Origin of the sequence: Pedosphaera parvula Ellin514, assembly GCF_000172555.1 — a bacterium.
GTDB lineage: Bacteria > Verrucomicrobiota > Verrucomicrobiia > Limisphaerales > Pedosphaeraceae > Pedosphaera.
The window spans coordinates 86,470-105,012 of sequence record NZ_ABOX02000001.1 but is presented as its reverse complement, the minus strand read 5'-3'; the positions used below and the strand labels follow the sequence as shown (position 1 = coordinate 105,012).

Here is an 18,543-nt window from a genome sequence, read left to right as displayed (position 1 = left end):
GCCAATTGCAAAGGGTGAAAGAGAACAGTGTGGCGGAGCTTGATTGGTTTGGCGTTGTTGCGCGATTGCTTTCGTGGATCGAATTCAGAGAAGGTCCGCTAGAAAAGTTAACCGGGAATTAACACTGGGAGGAATGGAACGTGGTAGTGTGAGTGCGCATTGGGATGCGCGAGCGGTGTTGTGTTTTTGGCATAGTGGCTATTTGGCGGTAGTCCGAAAATAGGACAGAGGCCCCGTTTGCAGGGGTTTGGAACAATTATTAGCCATGGCATGATTTTCGCTCTAGAGTAAGCCTGTGCCAAAACCCGGCACACCTTCTGTCAGTCTTTTCCAATACGCGTCACCGGCGGAAGGGTTTTAGTTTAGATGGCAAATTAGTTTTATTACTATGAAAACTGGTTATTTAATCGACATGGACGGGGTGATCTACCGGGAGAATCAATTGATTCCAGGCGCGGTGGAGTTCGTTCAGGCATTGGTTTCGACAGGAACGCCCTTTTTATTCCTGACGAATAATTCCGCTCCGACGCCGGAGGATTTGGCGGTGCGGCTGCGGCATTTGGGAATCAATGGTTTGGCGGCCAAGCATTTTTACACCTCAGCCTTAAATACTTCGGATTTTCTAAGCGAGACGGATCCGAACTGCACAGTGTTTGTGCTGGGTGAAGGCGGTATTCTGACAGCATTGCATGAGCGCAAGATCGCGAGTGATTCGATCAAGCCGCATTACGTAGTAGTGGGCGAAGGGGCAACGACGATGGACCGCCTGGCGAAGGCGCATGAATGCATCGAGAAAGGCGCGAGGTTGCTGGCAACGAATCCGGATAATTGGTGTCCAGTATCACATGACAAAACGCGGCCAGGTGCGGGTGCAACGGCGGCATTTTTGGAGGCAAGCACAGGGCGACGGGCCTACTATTTAGGGAAGCCGAACGGTTATATGTTTCATCGGGCACGACGGAAACTGGCAAGCCTGGCGATGAAGGAACCGGACGAAGTGGTGATGATCGGCGATACAATGGAGACGGATATTCGCGGCGCGTTCGAGGCGGGAATTCAATCGTTCCTGGTGTTGAGCGGGTCGACGCAGCTTGAACATGTGGGTGACCATGTGTACCAGCCAACACGAATCCTGCAGAGTGTCGCGGACCTGGTGGATGAGGTAAAGACGGGCAAGCCGGGAGATCGGATGGATAGTCCGGCATTCGGGCATATGGATTCGCATGGTGTGCGGTCGGGGGTGAGACATCAAACGGATATTTTTGCGTTGCACAAGCCGAGGCCGAGGCCGGCGATGACGAAATAGGGGCAAGCGTGTTGCGTGTTGCGTGTTGCGTGAAAAAAGGCACCGCTTGAACCGGGAGAGTCCTGGTTTATTTCACACTGGCTTGAGCGGCAGCGGGGTTGATTTGCTTCAAGGCATTGGAAGCGGCGGATGCAAGCGAGGGTATTTGGTTGGTGAGGAAGCGAGTGATTTCAGGAACGGCGCTACTGGCGTCCGGGCCATATTGTCCGAGCGCGATAATGGCCACTTTGTAGATTGTAATGTTCGTTTGAGGTTTGCGAAGTTTGTTGATCAGGAGAGGGATGAAAAACCGGGGTTGCTTTTGCACGCTAACCAAAGTTTCCAGGTTATATAAGCAAGAAAACTCTTCATCTTCAACGCAATGTTTGGCGACGGTTTGAATGGCCTCATCGGCCTGGGGACCGATGGAGCCAAGGTTGAAAAGGGCGGTGTCGCGAACATCTGGTTCAGCATCATACAGAAGATTTGTGAGGGCCGGGATCGCAGGTCCGGCGGCTGGACCAAGAATCTGAAATCCAGTCCTGCTGAGATTGTGGTAATACCAGTCTTCCTTTAGGCCGAAGTTAACGGCGTGTTGCCTGGAGACCATCCCCATCATTTTCAATTTTAAGGCAGAGTCTGTCGCGGCAGTCATCTTCAGCAAGGCCGGCAGTGCATTGGTGCCGATGGCTTGAATGGCGAGACGGGCCTGCTTTTTAAGCTCAAATTGTTTGGCCGGACTTTTGGTGGGTACTGTCGGGAAGTTGCCATACGTCGGGATGTTGCCGTAATCAACTTCAAAATATTGGTCCAACCAGAAAGTGATTCCCTTGCCCTGATACGTCGGTTCGCGCTGAGATAGTGAGAGGCAGGTAAGAAGTCCCAAGATGGAGAGGCAGAGGAGGATGAGAATGCCGGTCCTTTTAGACACAACGGCAAGATAGCGAAACGGTGGTTGGCAGCAAGCGAGTAATGGCATTTCTGGCTGAAGGTCATGCCGGAGAGTTCAAAGAGCCCTCGTAAGCCAGTTCGGGCATAAAATTCCAATTTTTAAACTTTTTTGAAAGATTCGCCCTTTCTCCTACGTAGTTATTTAAGCAACATCTATGGAATCGTACATAACACGCGTGGAATTTCTGGACCCCTCGAATACGGATTACTACGATTTGTATTCCGCCTTGGAGCGGCGCGGATTTTCGCGTCACATCCAATGCGACGAGGAGGTGGGATACTATTTTCCCATGAAGGAGTTTTCTTACAGTGGAACCGCTGATTTGAACCAGATGCTTGGATTGGTAACAGAAGCGGCACAGGAAATCTTAAAGCCCTGCAATGTGGAAATTTTCGAATCGGGTCAGCGGCAACCATCTGAGTTGTTGGTGAGGTGAAAACGGCCCCAAAATCCTTCCTGCCATCCGGAAATCTCTTTCGGCATTCGGTATAGGAACGAAGGTGGCATTAATTTTTTACACTTTGTTGAAAGAATGCCACCTGAGTCTTCGTAGTATAATTAAGCGCAGAAACATAGGGCTGCGCATCTGGTTAGAGGTAGGAAGGCCAGTCTCAGAGATGAGACTGGCCTTTTTGCATGGAGAATCCCTGGCAGAAGTCGGGGAACACTGGTATTCACCTAATATTTCCGGTTCGGCTTTGCATGACTTGATGTCATGGCTTTTATCGCGAAATGCAAATGGGTGTTGAATTTAGAGGGGAAAAACCAAGATATCGTAGGGAAGTAATCGTGCATCTGAATGAGCTAATGCATAAATTTAATCTTTTTTGAATTTTTTTGAAAGATTCACCCTCTGCGGTCCGTATTATAGATGAAAGCATCCATACGGTGCTGTTATACAGTGCTGTCCAAGCCTGGAGGTAGGGAGGGCCAGTCTCAGCGATGAGACTGGTCTTTTTTATTATGAAAGTCCCGGGATTCAGAGGTAGGTTTTCCGCGAAGAATTCTATTTAAGATTGCGAGGCCGCTGAAGATTGACATAGTCATGTATACATCTAGGGGGTTTTCAACTTCAAATCCAAAACCAAGCCGGAGGCATTGGGTGCAATATATTTATTAATAATAGCTTATGAAATAAAAGCATTCACAAAATAAATATTGACATAGTTAGCTTCTCGCTTACCTTCAATAAGAATATGGCACACTTATGTATGACTAAGAAACGCTATAATGAGGCAGGAGCTTTCGTTAGTCAGCAAATGATTCGGATACTTCATGTTGCAAGCTCGCTCAGAGGTGGGCTATCTGCGGGGCACCGGCCGAGGGCCCGGCGCGCCAACCGGAAGCAACTGAAACTCGGGCTAACTCGGGTTAAAAATGTGGAAAACGCGTTGAAGGTTGAGAAATGAAAACAGCGAAAAGTGCAGGCGAAAGGCGGCTCTCAACAAGGCAAGATCGGAAGGTATCGGAAGGTATCGGAAGGTATCGGAAGGTATCGGAAGGTATCGGACGGTATCGGACGGTATCGGACGGTATCGGACGGTATCGGACGGCCAAGGAAGTTGCGAATGGCGAATTTCGATTTTCAAATGGAAACAAGGGGAAAGGTTGAAGGATGAGAGTTGGGAGAACAACAAAAGCCGGAACGGTATTGAAGTGGCACTTTTCGGTCGGTGGTGGTCGGTTGAAATTTAATAGGTGCATTGGGGCTCGGTCGGTAATGGTCGGTAATAGACGCCAATGGTCGGTAACGGTCGGTTAAAAAATTTTGGATGCGGAATTTAAATGCCCGATGAAATCCCAAATTACAGCTTACCCTGTTCGCACTGCGTCATTAGGCAGAAGTTTCGAGCAGAGCTTTGATGGACAGCAAATCCCGGAATATATGGCTGATAATGAGCCTTGGCCTCTCAACGATAAGCAGATGCGTGATAAAGGTCATTTTGGTAATTTTGTTTTGAACACTGAATTTACGAAGCAACCTGATTGCGGTGCGATTTACAATATTAACCATTGGTCCATAGCACGTTACGATGCTAGTACGGATGATTTTTGCAGGGAGGATTTTCTCACTTTCAAGTTTTCGGTTTTGATTTACTTTGGCGGGGTGACTTTACGGGATCAAATGATTGGATTGGCGAAGCAGGCCAAGGCGGCTTCGCGGGAATTGGCGAAGCTAACGACGGCGGAGAAGAACGCATGTCTCATCGCGATGGCGGAGGCTCTGGAGGGAAATGCGGAGTCGATCAAAACCGAGAATGCGAAGGACATGGCCGCGGGAGCTGAGAGCGGGCTTTCCCCGGCGATGTTGGATCGGCTGAAGCTGGACGACAAGCGGATCGCGGGGATGGCGAAGGGATTGCGCGAAGTGGCGGCGTTGCCTGATCCGGTGGGAAGAATCCTGGATGATCGGACGCGGCCGAATGGTTTGAAGTTGCAGAAGGTGAGCACGCCGATCGGGGTCGTGGTAATCATTTATGAGTCGCGGCCGAATGTAACGGCGGACGCAGCGAGTCTTTGTTTTAAATCGGGGAATGCGACGATTTTGCGCGGTGGGAAGGAAGCGATTCATTCGAACCAGGCGATTGCGCGGGTGATGTTGGCATCGGCGAAACAGCGGTTGCCAAGTTTTCCTGAACAGGCCATCCAGGTGGTGCAGACGACGGATCGTGATGCAATCAAGGAGTTGTTGTCGCTCACCGAATATGTGGACCTGTGCATGCCGCGCGGTGGTGAGGGTTTAATCCGGGCGGTGGCGGAGTGCTCAAAGGTGCCGGTGATCAAACATTACAAGGGTGTGTGCCATGTGTATGTGGATGGCGAAGCCGATACGAAAATGGCGGAGGAGATCATTCTGAACGGCAAGGTGCAACGGCCTGGTGTGTGCAATGCGATTGAGACATTGCTGGTCGATAAAGCGATTGCGCCAACCTTTCTGCCGGCGATCGCACAGCGATTGACGGAGAAGAAGGTGGAATTGCGCGTGGATGAGGCATCGCAAAAGATTTTAGGCGCGACGATTCCAAACGCGATTTTGAAGGCTGCGACGGAGGAGGATTGGTTCGCGGAATATCTGGATTTGATTTTGGCGGTGCGCGTGGTGAATGGAGTGAAGGAAGCAATTGATCATATCAATCATTACGGCTCGGCGCATTCGGACAGCATTGTGACGCGGAACGAGAAGCGTGCGAAGCAATTTTTGGCGGAAACAGATTCGGCGACGGTTTATTGGAATGCGTCGACGCGGTTCACGGATGGCGGGGAATTCGGCATGGGTGCGGAGATAGGGATCAGCACGGATAAGATTGGCGCGCGCGGACCGATGGGGCTGGAAGAGTTGACGACGTATAAATGGATCGGGATTGGCAACGGCCAGATAAGGGCTTGAGTTTTGCATTCAGAGGAAACAATGAACACTTTGATTTCTCCAGTCGCGGAGAAGGCGGCGGAGCGGGCGCATCATATTCGGGATACGATGCCGAATGGCGGTCTGTTCGCGGGTCATGATTGGCGTGTCTCCCCTGCTCCATTTCACCTGGGCGCCGAAGTGGTAAAGGATTTGGAGAAGCTGGGGCGGGTGCTGTTGCAATTCAACAAGGCAGTGAATCGATTGTATCGGCTGAGCATCGAGGGGAAGCAACCGGCGTGGATTGCGGAGTGGCTGGATCATGGGAAGCCGGCGGAGTTGGTGGAGTTGCAACGATCGGCGGGATTGAAGAATGAATGGCCAAGGGTGATTCGACCGGATTTGTTAATCACAGATTCGGGATTGCAGGTGACGGAACTGGATAGTGTTCCGGGCGGGATTGGGTTGACGGCGTGGTTGAACCAGACGTACTCGCACCTGGGCATGGAGGTGGTGGGCGGTGGTGATGGGATGTTGAAGGGTTTTGCGAGTATTTTCGGCGATGCGCCGAATGTGCACCTGGTAATTTCAGAGGAATCGGCGACGTATCGGCCGGAAATGGCGTGGCTGGCGCAGCAACTTGGGGAAAATCGATTCAAAGTGCAGTCGCCGGGTTACAATGAGTTTAAGGCGGGCGATGCGGTTTACAGATTCTTTGAATTATTTGATGCAGCCAATGTGCCGAGTTCCGTGAAGTTGTTTGATTGTGCCAAGGAGAAGCAGATTCGCCTGACGCCGCCACCGAAGCCAATTTTTGAAGAGAAGATGTTGTTCGCGTTGTTGTGGAATCGGAATTTGCAAAGTTTTTGGCGCCAGGAGTTGGGCGAGAGTTTTTTGAACCGAATGTTGAAATTGGTTCCATACACTTGGATGGTTGATCCCTCCCCCATGCCGCCTCAGGCAGCGATTCCGGAGTTGAATTTGACGGATTGGAACCAGTTGAAAACTTTGTCGCAGAAGGAACGCGAGTTGATTTTGAAGGTTTCGGGTTTTTCGCCAAATGCATGGGGTGCTCGTGGCGTTTCGTTGGGGAGTGATCTTTCGCACGCTGAATGGTCGGAGGCAGTGGATAGGGCCATCACAAGTTTTCCCACTTCGCCCTACATCCTGCAGCGCTACGAGAAACCGAGTTTGGTGCAATTCCAGTGGTTTGATTTTCAGAGCAACAAAATTGTGCCAATGCCGGGGCGAGTCCGTTTGTGCCCTTATTACTTTGTTTCGGGTGAAGGCGATGCTGCGCGGGCCACCTTGGGAGGCGTGCTGGCAACCGTTTGCCCGGCGGACAAGAAGATCATTCATGGCATGCCGGAAGCTGTTTTCGCTCCCGGCGCGATTTAAATACAGTTTTGCAAGAAAAGGTCTTGCGCAATGAGGAAGTGGTCTTTATATTGTCCCACCTTGATCGCGGGGTGGAGCAGCCCGGTAGCTCGTCAGGCTCATAACCTGAAGGCCGCAGGTTCGAATCCTGCCCCCGCAACCAATTTCCTGACCCAACTTGCAGGTAGCTGCCAGTTGGGTTTTTCATTTCTTTTGTGGAATCCAGTTTTGCAATGCCATCCTTTTTACCCGCGCTTTCATCGATTGCTCAGGTGAACAGCTTGTCCTTCTGGCTGCGCCAATGTTCCGCTTCGGAATGAGTCGTGGATGAACCGTTTGTATTCTTGTCGTTAGCCACAACATAGCCGACAATATCCTCGTGGCCGGATTGGTCCTCCCGGGCCACTACAGCATTTTCGCGAATTTCCGGGTATTGGCCCAGGATGGTTTCGATTTCGCCCCGTTCGCTGCGGAATCCGCGGACCTTCACCTGGTGATCAATATGACCGAGGTATTCAATCATTCCATCAGGCAGGAAGCGTGCGAGGTCTCCTGTTTTGTAAAGACGCGCCCCAGCTTTGGTGCTGAAAGGATCTGCGATAAATTTTTCCCTGGTCAGCTCCGGACGGTCCAGGTATCCGCGAGCCAGGCCGTCGCCACCGATCAGCAACACACCAGGAACACCGACAGGCACCGGCTGAAGATTACGTGCGACAATATAAATTTGGGTATTATCAATCGGCCGACCAATAACTACCTGCCCTTCCCCGGCTTGTAGGCGGCAGGTCGCTGACCAAATGGTGGTCTCAGTCGTCCCATACATATTCCAAACTGAACTGCCCTTCGTGACCAGGGTGTTGGCCAGTTCGCGTGGGCAGGCTTCGCCGCCCACTAAAATCTTCAAGGTTGAGCTTCCCTGCCAACCCACTTCAAGGAGCAGGCGCCAGGTTGCCGGAGTGGCCTGCATGACCGTTGGCTTGGAGTCGTTCAGCAGTTTCAGCAACTGATTGCCGTCTGAAATGGTTTCACGACTGGCGACCACGACACACGCCCCAGTCGTTAAGGGAAGGAATATTTCCAATCCGGCACTATCAAAGGAAAGCGTGGTTACCGCCAGCAGGATATCCTGGCTGCTTAACCCAGGCTCACGCCTCATCGAGTTTAAAAAGTTTACCACCGCGCGATGAGAAATTTGCACTCCCTTTGGCCGCCCGGTTGAGCTCGAAGTAAAGATGACATAAGCCAGGTCCTCGGCCGTAGCCGGGCTTTTTACTGGCGCGATCGAGCCACCGCCTGGAGCCGTATCTACCAGGACGATTTGGGCCTTATGTGGCGGCAGTTCCGATACCAGCTTTTGCTGGGTCACAATGACCGGCATGCGGGCATCCTCCACCAAATATCCCAAATGCTCTTTCGGGAACGCAGGGTCCATGGGGACATAAGCGCCGCCTGCTTTCATGATCGCCATCACGCCGACAACCATCTCTATGGAACGCTCGACGAAGATGCCGGCCATTACGCCCGGTTTTACCCCCAGCAATTGGAGTTGCGCCGCCAGTCCATCAGCCCGCCGGTTCAGTTCAGCATAGGTGATTTGCTTTCCTTGAAACCTGAGAGCCGTTGCTTCCGGTCTCCGCGAGGCCTGCTCCTCAAAAACAGCATGAATTGTTTTGTCCTTCAGATAAGCCTTCCTGGTACTATTCCATCCCAATAAAATTTGGCGGCGGTCGGTTTCGTTGAGGATCGGCAGTTCATCCAAAGGCTGGTCGGAGTTCTCAATGATTCCCTGGATCAACGCTTCGAAATGCGAAAGCCAACGCCGGATTGTGGCACGGTCAAACAAATCGGTGTTAAACTCGCATTGAACCTCAAGTTTATTATCCCCTTGGGTCAAATTGAAAAAAATATCGAAATTGACATGGCGCTTGGCATTGGTGGTGACATCAAATTTCAAGCCCGCAAATTTCAATCGATCCAGACCAGCCTTGTCGATGTTGAACATCACTGAAACCAGCGGCAGACGACCGCTATGACGCGGAAGCTTCAACTTATTTATCAGCGTGCCGAACGTGTAGTTCTGGTGATCATAAGCATCCAGGACAGCCTTTTTCAAGGAAGCCACAAATTCCGTAAAGGTACTGTTTCCATCCAAACGCGTGCGCATGGGAAGGAAGTTCAGGCAATGACCGACCAGTTCGTTGCTGCCTGCCTTGGCCTGGCTGGCGGCCGGAATTCCAACCACCAGGTCACTCTGTCCGGTCAACCGGCGAAGCAACACGTTGAAGCCGGCGAGCAGGGTTGCAAACAGCGTGTTCCCGCGTTGGGCGCTTACCTTTTTCAACTGCTTAAACCGTTCCGGATCCATCACGATGCTCTCAAGAGCGCCGTTGAAAGTCTTCACGGCTGGACGCGGATAGTCCGTGGGCAACTCCAGAATCGGCGGCGCTTCAGCAAACTGTTTCACCCAGTAAGCTTCGGCTTCCTTCACTTCGGCACTGTCCTTTTTTTGTACCTGCAATTGAGCGTATTCACTAAACTGCATGGCTTTTGGCAGATCGGCCCGTTTGCCTCCTACTGCTTCGTTATAAAGCTCGCAAAGTTCATGAGCGAACACACCGAAGGACCAGCCATCACAAACCAGGTGGTGCGCGGTCATGACCACTAAATGTTTGATCGGTGACACTTTCAACAGTTGGAAACGGAGCAGCGGGCCTTTTACCAAATTGAATGGAAGCTTTGCTTCGTTCGCTTGAATTGCCGCGATCTTCGAATCGGCATCACCAGAAGACAGTGCAGATAAATCCTCGAAGGCAATCTCGAGAATCAACTCCGGAGCGATGTGCAGAACTTCACCATCAGGGCTGAACGTGCTGCGTAATGCATCATGACGCCCCACCAGCTTCTGCAACGATTGCTGCAATGCAACAACTTTCAAATCACCTTCAAAGTGAAGCGTATTGGATTCGTTGTAGGCGCAGTTGGCTTCGTCTCCCATTTGTGTGGAGAACCAAATTTCGCGCTGTGCTTCGGTCACGGGGACCGTGGCTGGAGAGCTGGTGCCGGCAGAAATGGCCGCGCATCCCGATGCACCCGGTGTCTCGGGCAGGAAACCGGCCGACTGCATTTTCGCCACCGCTTCCTTGAAAGCGCGGTTAAGAAATGCGAAATCCTCTTCCGTGTGAGCCAACGTGAAATAGCAAGGGCGACCTTCCCATATATGCACGCCCAGTTCGCGAAGGTAGAACCAGAGCAGGCTGGCATATTTCAGATCATGTGCATACTCCACCACAAACCACGAACTAAAATGAGGCAGGCGGATGGGAACCTGAATTTCCTCGAAATGATGATTCAGTTCACCGACAAATTTCTCAACGCGTGCATTCAGTCGTTCCTGAAGCTTCGGCCCTTCCTGCTTCAGATGATTCAACACCGCCCAGCAAGCGGCCATCGCAATCGGATGCCGCACAAAAGTACCGGCAAAGAAAGTGACACCGACTTCCGGGAAGGAATCATCACCATAATTCCAGTTTCCACCGTCGAGCGCATCCATATACATGGATTTACCCGCCAGAATGCCGACAGGAATTCCCCCGCCAACCACCTTGCCGTAGGTAGCCAGATCCGCTTTGATTCCAAACCAGGCCTGAGCACCGCCGGGATGGCAACGGAAACCGGTAACGACTTCGTCAAAAATAAGTGCCGTTCCTGACTTCTCGGTGATGGATCGAAGCTCATGCAAAAATTCCCGTGGCTGCAAGTCGGGCTTGCGGCTCTGAACCGGCTCGACCAAAACGGCGGCAAGTTCATCCGCATGCGCCCGGATTACTTCCAACGAACCCGGCGCACCGTATTCGAGAACAATCATGTTTTCGACCAGGCTTTGGGGAATGCCCGGAGCAATCGGAGTAGTGCGCAGTTCGCCATTGCTGGAAATGCCCCGCGCCAATACTTCATCGAACGTGCCGTGGTAACCACCGGCGAAGAACACAACCTTCTTGCGTCCAGTCACAGTGCGTGAGAGACGAATCGCCGCCATCACGGCCTCGGAGCCAGTATTGCAAAAGGTGGCACGTTCCATGCCCGTGAACTCACAGAAAAGTTTGGCGACCTTGCCCGCCAGCGGATTCTGCGGCCCAATTTCAACACCGAGTTTCAACTGCTCGACAACGGCTTCGGTCACCCAGGAAGGAGAATGACCGAAAAAGTTCAGACCGAAGCCCATGGTCAAATCCACATATTCATTTCCATCGACATCCCACAGCTTCGAACCTGAGGAACGAACGGAGACAATCGGATAAACAATTTCCTTCCAGTTGGATTTGAAACCGGCGACTGCACGCGGATCAGCGAAGTGTTTGCGATGTTCGGCAGTGTAGGCTTTGGAACCAGGCGTCTTTTTCGTATACCGGACCATCAACTCATCCAGATGGTTTTGCTGGCGCGGCGTCAATCCACCCCTGGCACCTTTCTCAATCGGTTTGTACGGACCAAACCGTTTGAACTCTTTCTCAGGTTCAGCCGGTGCAGAAGTCGGAACTTTGATTCCGGTTCCCTTTGCAAGGTCTGAAGGTTGGGTTAAAGCGGCAGGAACAACAGGTATCGCCCTCGATCCAGTTTCCCCTCGCAACATTTCCAACTGCTGCTGCATGATTTGGAATTGTTGCGCCAACACCTTTTCCAAAAGTGAACCGTTGGCCGGAACGGCATTTCCTATCTGTGCCGTGGCCATCTGCTGCTGGCCGAGAGCGGCGGTGGATTGAGTGGTTGTTGGTTGCACGACAGCAGGTGCAGGCAGCGCATCGGCTGGCAGTTTTTGGTCGATGTATTCTGCCAGGGTGTTAACCATGGAGAGATCATCCAACATCTGACGGAAAGTGATTTTGATGCCGAACTTTTCCTGGAAAGCCTGACTCGCCTGCGTCAGGAACAAGGAGTCAAAACCCATTTCCAAAAAGGAAACGGAGAAATCGATTTCCGATTCATTCAAGCCGGAGAGATCTCGGACCAACGCGCTGAGTTGGGCAGCAATCCGCTCCTTGCGAGTGGAGGCATCGGCGGTGGTTGTCGGTGTCGCAGGCATAATAGTCTCAGTTTTGGGCTGCAGTGTCTCCAGATTGGCAGGTTCGCCTTCAATAGTCGGACTATGCGCATGCGACGCATTCATCACAGGAACTGAAGAGACACCATCATCGATTTCAGATTTGGTGGGATCGACCCAATAACGTTTTCGTTCAAATGGATAAGTCGGTAATGGCACGCGCAAACGCCGCTCGTCCTGATAAAAGGCATTCCAGTCAATTCCGACTCCGTTCAACCAGAGCCGGCCCAAAGAGTTCAGAAGTGTGGCGAAATCGTGTCCTTCTTCCTGCGAATGGTGCAATGAAGCGAGCACGACCTGCTCGGATTCTTTTTCGGGCTGCTGTCGTGCCAGCGTGCTCAGTGTCTGTCCCGGTCCCACCTCCAACAATATGCGTTGCGGATCCTGGATCAACTGCTGGAGGCCATCGGCCATCCGGACAGTCTGACGAAGCTGCCTGGACCAGTAACGAGGGTCAGCCACATCATCCGCCGTCATCCAGTTTCCGCTAAGGGTTGAAAGCCAGGGAATTTGGGATGCACGGTGTGGAACTTTTGCCGCGAGATCAGTGAAGGGCTCCAGGATGGGATCCATCATGGCAGAGTGGAACCCGTGCGAGGTGGGAAGGAAACGGCTGGCGACTTTACCAAGTTTGGTTTGAAATTCCTCCAAAACTCTCGTCGGTCCTGAAACCACGCTCAAGGATGGGCCGTTAATGGCAGCTAGTGAAAGCTTTCCATTCAGAATGGGCTCGAGTTCCCTGGCTGGAAGTCGAACAGCAAGCATGGAGCCGGCAGGCAACGATTGCATAAGCCGGGCACGGGCAGCCAGCAGACCGAGCGCATCCCCCAACGAGAAAACACCGGCAAGAGTTGCAGCAACATATTCGCCAATGCTTTGGCCTATCAACGCTTGAGGCACAATGCCCCATGACATCCAGAGCCTTGCGAGAGCATATTCAATTGTGAAAATTGCCGACTGCGTCACGGAGACTTGATTGAGCTGCTGCCCCGCAGACCCTTTCCTTTCGGCTGAAGGATAAAGGACTGATCTTAAATCGAATCCGAAATGAGGTTGCAAAATCGCCGCACAGAGATCTACCTCTTCGCGAAATACCCGCTCAGTCCGGTAGAGTTCCACGCCCATGTTGAGGTACTGAGTGCCCTGCCCTGGAAACATGAACACCACAGGTGGATTTCGCAATGTTTGCTGTTGTGAGATCACACGCCTGGAATCAAGCGATTTCAGAGCTGTGATGGCCTCGCTTCGATCAGCGCACACGAGCATCCGGCGATGACTGAAAGCGCGCCGCCCCTTTTGCAAGGTGCAGGCTACATCCGCCAGAACAACTTCGGGATGGCTTTCCAAATGCGAAGCCAGGTTTGCCGTCATTTGATCCAACGCAGAGGGAGTCCTGGCCGAGAGTATCAAAAGCTGTTGTGAGCGCGAATCGTCTGAAGACTGAAGCGCTGGCGCCTCCTCCAACACCACGTGCGCATTGGTTCCTCCGACGCCGAAAGCACTCACTCCCGCACGGCGAGGCGCAGGACCGGATTTCCATTCGGTGAGTTTCGTGACCGGATAAAATGGACTATTGGCAAAATCGATATTGGGATTGGGCTGCTCGAAATGGAGCATCGGAGGCAGCATCTGGTTCTGGAGAGAGAGAACGGTCTTGATCAAACCGGTTACACCTGCAGCAACATCCAAATGGCCAATGTTGGTTTTCCCGGTCCCGATGCCGCAGAAACCCTTCGCCTCAGTGGTGATCCGAAAAGCTTTGGTTAGAGCAGCAATTTCGATGGGATCACCCAGCACTGTGCCTGTTCCGTGCGCCTCAATATAAGAAATCGATTCCGCTCCAACTCCGGCGGCAGCCTGTGCCATGGCGATCACATCTGCCTGTGCCTGAACACTGGGTGCGGCGTAACCAATTTTCACCGAGCCATCATTGTTGACGGCTGATCCCTTGATGACCGCGAGAATATGATCACCATCCGCAATTGCATCAGCCAGCCGCTTTAAGAGAACAACGCCAGCACCGTGGCCAAAGACTGTTCCCTGTGCCTTGGAATCAAAAGCGCGGCAGGTTCCATCCGCGGAAACCATGCCATCCTCTTCATAAAGGTAGTCACGTTTTTGGGGGAAAGTGATCGATACCCCGCCAGACAGCGCCATATCGCACTGGTAATTCATCAAATTGAGACAAGCTTGGGATATTGCCACAAGCGACGTAGAGCATGCGCTTTGAATGGCAATGCTCGGACCGCGGAGATTCAGCTTGTAGGAAATACGTGTCGGAAGGAAATCCTTATCGTTCCCAAGCATTACCTGGTAGGAGCCGACCTGGTATGAACCAGTGAATCTTTCAGCAAATGCCCGGTTCGCGACCAGGTTCGCAAGCAAGTAGGTGTTCATGCTCAACCCGGCATAGACCCCAATCAAACCCGGATACGCTTCAGGGTCGTATCCGGCGGATTCCAAGGCTTCCCAACAGCATTCGAGGAAAACACGGTGCTGCGGGTCCATCACTTCGGCTTCCTTCGGATAAATCCCAAAGAAGGCAGCATCAAACATATCAACGTCATCGAAGATGGCACGGGCTTTTACAAATTTGTGGCCCTGTTGTTTCGCTATTTCGGTGCCGTTCCTAAACTCAAGCTCCTCCTCCTGGAAACGGGAAATGGTCTCGACACCATTCTTAAGATTCTCCCAGAATGCAGTGACACTTTTGGCACCGGGAAAACGTCCGGACATGCCGATAATTGCGACGCCGGTTTCAAAATTGGTTTCCACTAATTCTGAATTATTCATCGAGTGCACCTTCTCTCCTCAATTCCTACTATTTACCGATGGCGAGGTGTCTCTGGCGGGCCAGAGTTTGCTGTTGTTTTCGAGCACGATCCTGAAACTCCTGCGCCCCGGGCTTACCATCTGGTTGAACACTCAAGTGCCTAGCCAGCGTGGCAATGGTTGTAAATTCGAACAGCTTGGTAATAGACAAATCCAGTTTGAACTGTTCGCAGAGTTTGCTGTGAACCTGCGCGAGTTGAATGGAGTTTCCACCCAGGTCAAAGAAGTTGTCATCCAATCCTGCTTGAGCGCCTGCGAGAACTTCCTGCCAGATTTTCGCAATGGCCTGTTCCGCTTGTGTCTGGGGAACCGAAACGACCGGGTTTTGTGCGGTCGAAGAAAGCTCAGGACCTGGCAACGCCCTGCGATCGACCTTGCCGTTCGGTGATAAAGGAAATCTTTCAAGCCGCATGAATGCAGATGGCACCATGTAATCAGGTAACTTTTGCCTGAGAGTCTGGCGTATTTCAGCTGCCTCAAGGGATTGGCCGTTTTTAAGAACGTAATAGGCAATCAACCTCGGATCGGCTGCGAACGCAATTCCGCCCCGCCCCAGAGGAGAAGGCTGATGCACGATCACGACGCTTTCCTGGATCGCTGGAAGACTTGCCAAGGCGTTCTCTATTTCATGGAGTTCAATCCGAAAGCCCCGGATTTTGACTTGATGGTCCATACGGCCGAGGAACTCAATATTGCCATCCGGAAGGTAGCGAACAAGATCACCTGTCTTATAAATGAGTGGGCCGGGAATTTCAGGCAGCGGATTCCTGATAAACTTCGCTGAAGTCAGCGCGGAATCATTGATGTAACCAGCGCCCACACCTTCGCCAGCCACGTAAAGTTCGCCAGCCTGACCGATGTCGCAGAGAGATAAATCTGGATTGAGAATCGCAAGTTGAACGTTGTAAATCGGTTTGCCAAGTGGGACGAAATCGAATCGATGCATGTTCCCGCGATTCAGCCGGTAACATCCGCAAATATCCGTGCACTCAGTCGGGCCGTAGGTGTTAGCAACTTCCGCGCGGCAGATTTCGTTCTCGAGCCAGGGTTTGAGTCGCAGGATTGAAATGGGCTCACCGCCGAGCAACACGCACCGCAGAGACGAAACTCTTTCCATAGCCGGGACGGTTGCCGGTTCGATCAATGGGTAAAATGCACTTGGCGTACAATTCAGCAGAGTAATCCTGTGCTGATGCACCAGACCTGCGATTTGTCCAGGTTCGTAAGGTCCGCTGGGAAGCAGGTGAAGTTGTCCTCCGCACAATAAGGTTGCGTAGAGATTTTTTTGGGTCAGATCAAAGCTAAGGGAACTGACGAGCAGGACGTTATCCTCCGAAGTAATCGAAAACTCAGTCACGAACCAGTGCATCAGGTTCATGAAGCCTCGATGGTACACTCCCGCCCCTTTGGGCCGCCCGGTGGAACCGGAAGTATAAATGACGTAAATTAAATTTTCAGGACTGACCGTGGCCTCGGGATTGTGTGTCCCGTGCGCCGCAATCTTTTGCCAATCGGCATCAAGGCAAATCACGGATGCACTGGTGGTGGGCAAATTGTCGATCAGCTTTCTTTGCGTGAGAAGAACCGGAGCCCTGGCATCTTGCAACATGAACGATAACCGTTCCTGCGGGTAAGAAGGATCCAGTGGAACGTATGCGCCGCCGGCTTTTAGAATTCCCAAAACGCCAATCACAGCTTCAAAGCAGCGTTCCACGCTGATGCCAACCAGAACATTAGGGCCAACCCCGCACGACCTTAAAAAATGGGCGACCTGGTTTGCGCGCGTATTGAGGTCGCGAAATGTAAGAGTCTGCTTTCCGAAGCCGACTGCCACGGCATTCGGAGTTGCTGCCGCCTGATCTTCAAAATGCTGATGAACGCACCGGCCAGCAGGAAACGTATAGGCTGTGGCGTTCCATTCCACCAGAAGTTGATGGCGGGTAGGTTGCTTCATTGAAACAACATTTTCTGGCTTGAACTCCATTTGGGGCACTGCGTTTATATCGAATCTTTAGCTTTGCTTCAAAACCTTCTGCAAATGAGTTGAAACCACGCTGGAGTAACTCGTTACAACATAAATGATCTGAGTGCAACTGCTTGCCTTGAAAACTTTCCCTGACAAAAATGGAGCTTTACCAAACACGCCCCTGCCTATCAAGGGGTTATATCTTTTTTAAATCCTTGCAAAAAAACTCGATTTAAAATTGTGATTCAGCGCTCGGGAAGTTTGGAATAACTGGAAAACAAATTCAGATGGTCATGGACTGCCCACAATTTGGAAGTTGTTATCACTGAATGAAGGTCTGCTTTCTACGAGAAATTACGGCTCAAGAATCCAAACGTCCGTATTTTCTAATTTCTGGCCACCAAATTGCCGCAAGCGCGACGACGATAATGGTGCCTATGCCTCCTGAAACCACCGCGAATACCGGACCGGTCAGGGTGGCAACGAATCCGGACTCGGCCTCGCCCATTTGGTTGGACGTACCGATGAAAAGACTGTTCACAGCCGAAACCCGTCCACGCATTTCGTCTGGAGTAAGCAGTTGGACCAGAGTATGCCTTACAACCACGCTGATATAATCAGTGACTCCGCAAAGAAAGAGCATCAGGAATGAAAGCCAAAATGACCTTGAAAAGCCAAACGCGATGGTTGTCAGTCCGAAACCGACAACCGCCCACAACAAAGTTGGACCAGCCTTTTGCAATGGCGGTCTGTGCACCAGGATTAAAGCCATGAGTAGTGATCCCAATGGCAAGGCTGCCTGCAGGATTCCCAACCCTCTGGGGCCTGCGTGTAAAATGTCCCGGGCATAAACGGGTAGCATTGCCGTGGCACCTCCCAGCAGGACGGCGAACAGATCCAGCGTGATACTCCCGAGAACAATCTTGGTTCGATAAACAAACTTTAGCCCGACGACCAGGCCCTTGAGGGACATCCTTTCTCTGGACGCCACCGCATGATGGGTTTTTACGAGCGCGATCAGGACGAAGCAGATGGAAGAAGTCGCCGCAACGATGGAATACACCAGCACTGGACTGTGGGCCAGCGAGATCAACAATCCACCTATTGCTGGACCAGCCACGGCTGAAATCTGAAAAGATCCGCTATTCCAGGTCACTGCTTTTGAAAACTGGTTTCGCGGCACCAGTTGCGGCATAAAGGACGCGCTCGCGGGCCACAAATAAGTGCGCGCAACTCCCATGATGAAAAGACAGCAATACATCCAGAGAACAGGAGCACTGAAGGCAGAGACGAAGGTCAACCCCAGGCAGCTTATCGCAAATCCCAACTGCGCCCAAAGGATGATTCTCTTACGGTTATAATTATCCGCCACATGACCTGCCGGAAAAGTGAACAGAAACATCGGCACCATTTGCACCACCCCCACGGTTCCCAAGGCAGCATAGGAATCGGTGCGTTCATAAATCTCCCAGGCAACCGTCACTCCCAACATTTGCTGGCCAAACGACGCAATGAACCTGCCGATAAGGTATAAGAGAAAATCGCGGTTCTGCAGCACGGCATACGGACTCTCAGCCCGTCCAGAATCACGCGCTTCTCTTGATTCGGTCGAACGCTCAGAACCGCTCATACAAAGCCATCAACATATGAATGAATTTACCCGCTTTGCGCTTTTGGTCGAGGCCAG

General features: G+C 51.9%; 9 protein-coding genes and 1 tRNA gene. 6 read left to right on the top strand and 4 right to left on the bottom strand.

The genetic code is table 11. From position 1 onward, the window contains the following. Nucleotides 1-388: 388 nt before the first annotated feature. Nucleotides 389-1,306, top strand: coding sequence for an HAD-IIA family hydrolase (locus CFLAV_RS00410; RefSeq protein ID WP_007412588.1), 918 nt, complete (start codon nt 389-391; stop codon nt 1,304-1,306). A 67-nt stretch (nt 1,307-1,373) separates the two neighbouring features. Here the strand turns inward: CFLAV_RS00410 and CFLAV_RS00405 are convergent, their stop codons facing one another. After that, nucleotides 1,374-2,216 (bottom strand): HEAT repeat domain-containing protein, encoded by an 843-nt coding sequence (locus CFLAV_RS00405; RefSeq protein WP_160164432.1) that lies wholly within the window; start codon nt 2,214-2,216, stop codon nt 1,374-1,376. Between the two features lie 175 nt (nt 2,217-2,391). Between CFLAV_RS00405 and CFLAV_RS00400 the strand changes: the two genes are divergently transcribed. The 5 genes from CFLAV_RS00400 (at nt 2,392) to CFLAV_RS00375 (ending at nt 7,123) form a co-directional block, all read left to right on the top strand. Then, nucleotides 2,392-2,673 carry a hypothetical protein gene (locus tag CFLAV_RS00400; protein ID WP_007412586.1) on the top strand — a complete coding sequence of 94 codons (282 nt, stop codon included), beginning with the start codon at nt 2,392-2,394 and terminating at the stop codon, nt 2,671-2,673. 969 nt (nt 2,674-3,642) lie between these two features. Beyond that, nucleotides 3,643-3,849, top strand: coding sequence for a hypothetical protein (locus CFLAV_RS00390; protein WP_040546317.1), 207 nt, complete (start codon nt 3,643-3,645; stop codon nt 3,847-3,849). 495 nt (nt 3,850-4,344) lie between these two features. Next, nucleotides 4,345-5,625, top strand: coding sequence for a glutamate-5-semialdehyde dehydrogenase (locus tag CFLAV_RS00385; RefSeq protein ID WP_040546419.1), 1,281 nt, complete (start codon nt 4,345-4,347; stop codon nt 5,623-5,625). 21 nt (nt 5,626-5,646) lie between these two features. Beyond that, nucleotides 5,647-6,981 carry a hypothetical protein gene (locus tag CFLAV_RS00380; protein ID WP_007412584.1) on the top strand — a complete coding sequence of 445 codons (1,335 nt, stop codon included), beginning with the start codon at nt 5,647-5,649 and terminating at the stop codon, nt 6,979-6,981. A 65-nt stretch (nt 6,982-7,046) separates the two neighbouring features. After that, a tRNA-Met gene (locus CFLAV_RS00375) sits at nt 7,047-7,123 on the top strand. A gap of 105 nt (nt 7,124-7,228) precedes the next feature. Here CFLAV_RS00375 and CFLAV_RS00370 read toward each other — a convergent pair. The 3 genes from CFLAV_RS00370 to CFLAV_RS00360 all read right to left on the bottom strand — a co-directional run bounded on the left by CFLAV_RS00370 (nt 7,229) and on the right by CFLAV_RS00360 (nt 18,486). Continuing rightward, complete coding sequence (locus CFLAV_RS00370) at nt 7,229-14,851, bottom strand: hybrid non-ribosomal peptide synthetase/type I polyketide synthase (protein ID WP_007412583.1); 7,623 nt, start codon at nt 14,849-14,851, stop codon at nt 7,229-7,231. Between the two features lie 28 nt (nt 14,852-14,879). Continuing rightward, nucleotides 14,880-16,844, bottom strand: a complete 1,965-nt coding sequence (locus CFLAV_RS00365) for a non-ribosomal peptide synthetase (RefSeq protein ID WP_160164431.1) — start codon at nt 16,842-16,844, stop codon at nt 14,880-14,882. Nucleotides 16,845-17,217: 373 nt separating this feature from the next. Further along, nucleotides 17,218-18,486 carry an MFS transporter gene (locus tag CFLAV_RS00360; RefSeq protein WP_007412581.1) on the bottom strand — a complete coding sequence of 423 codons (1,269 nt, stop codon included), beginning with the start codon at nt 18,484-18,486 and terminating at the stop codon, nt 17,218-17,220. Nucleotides 18,487-18,543: the final 57 nt, after the last annotated feature.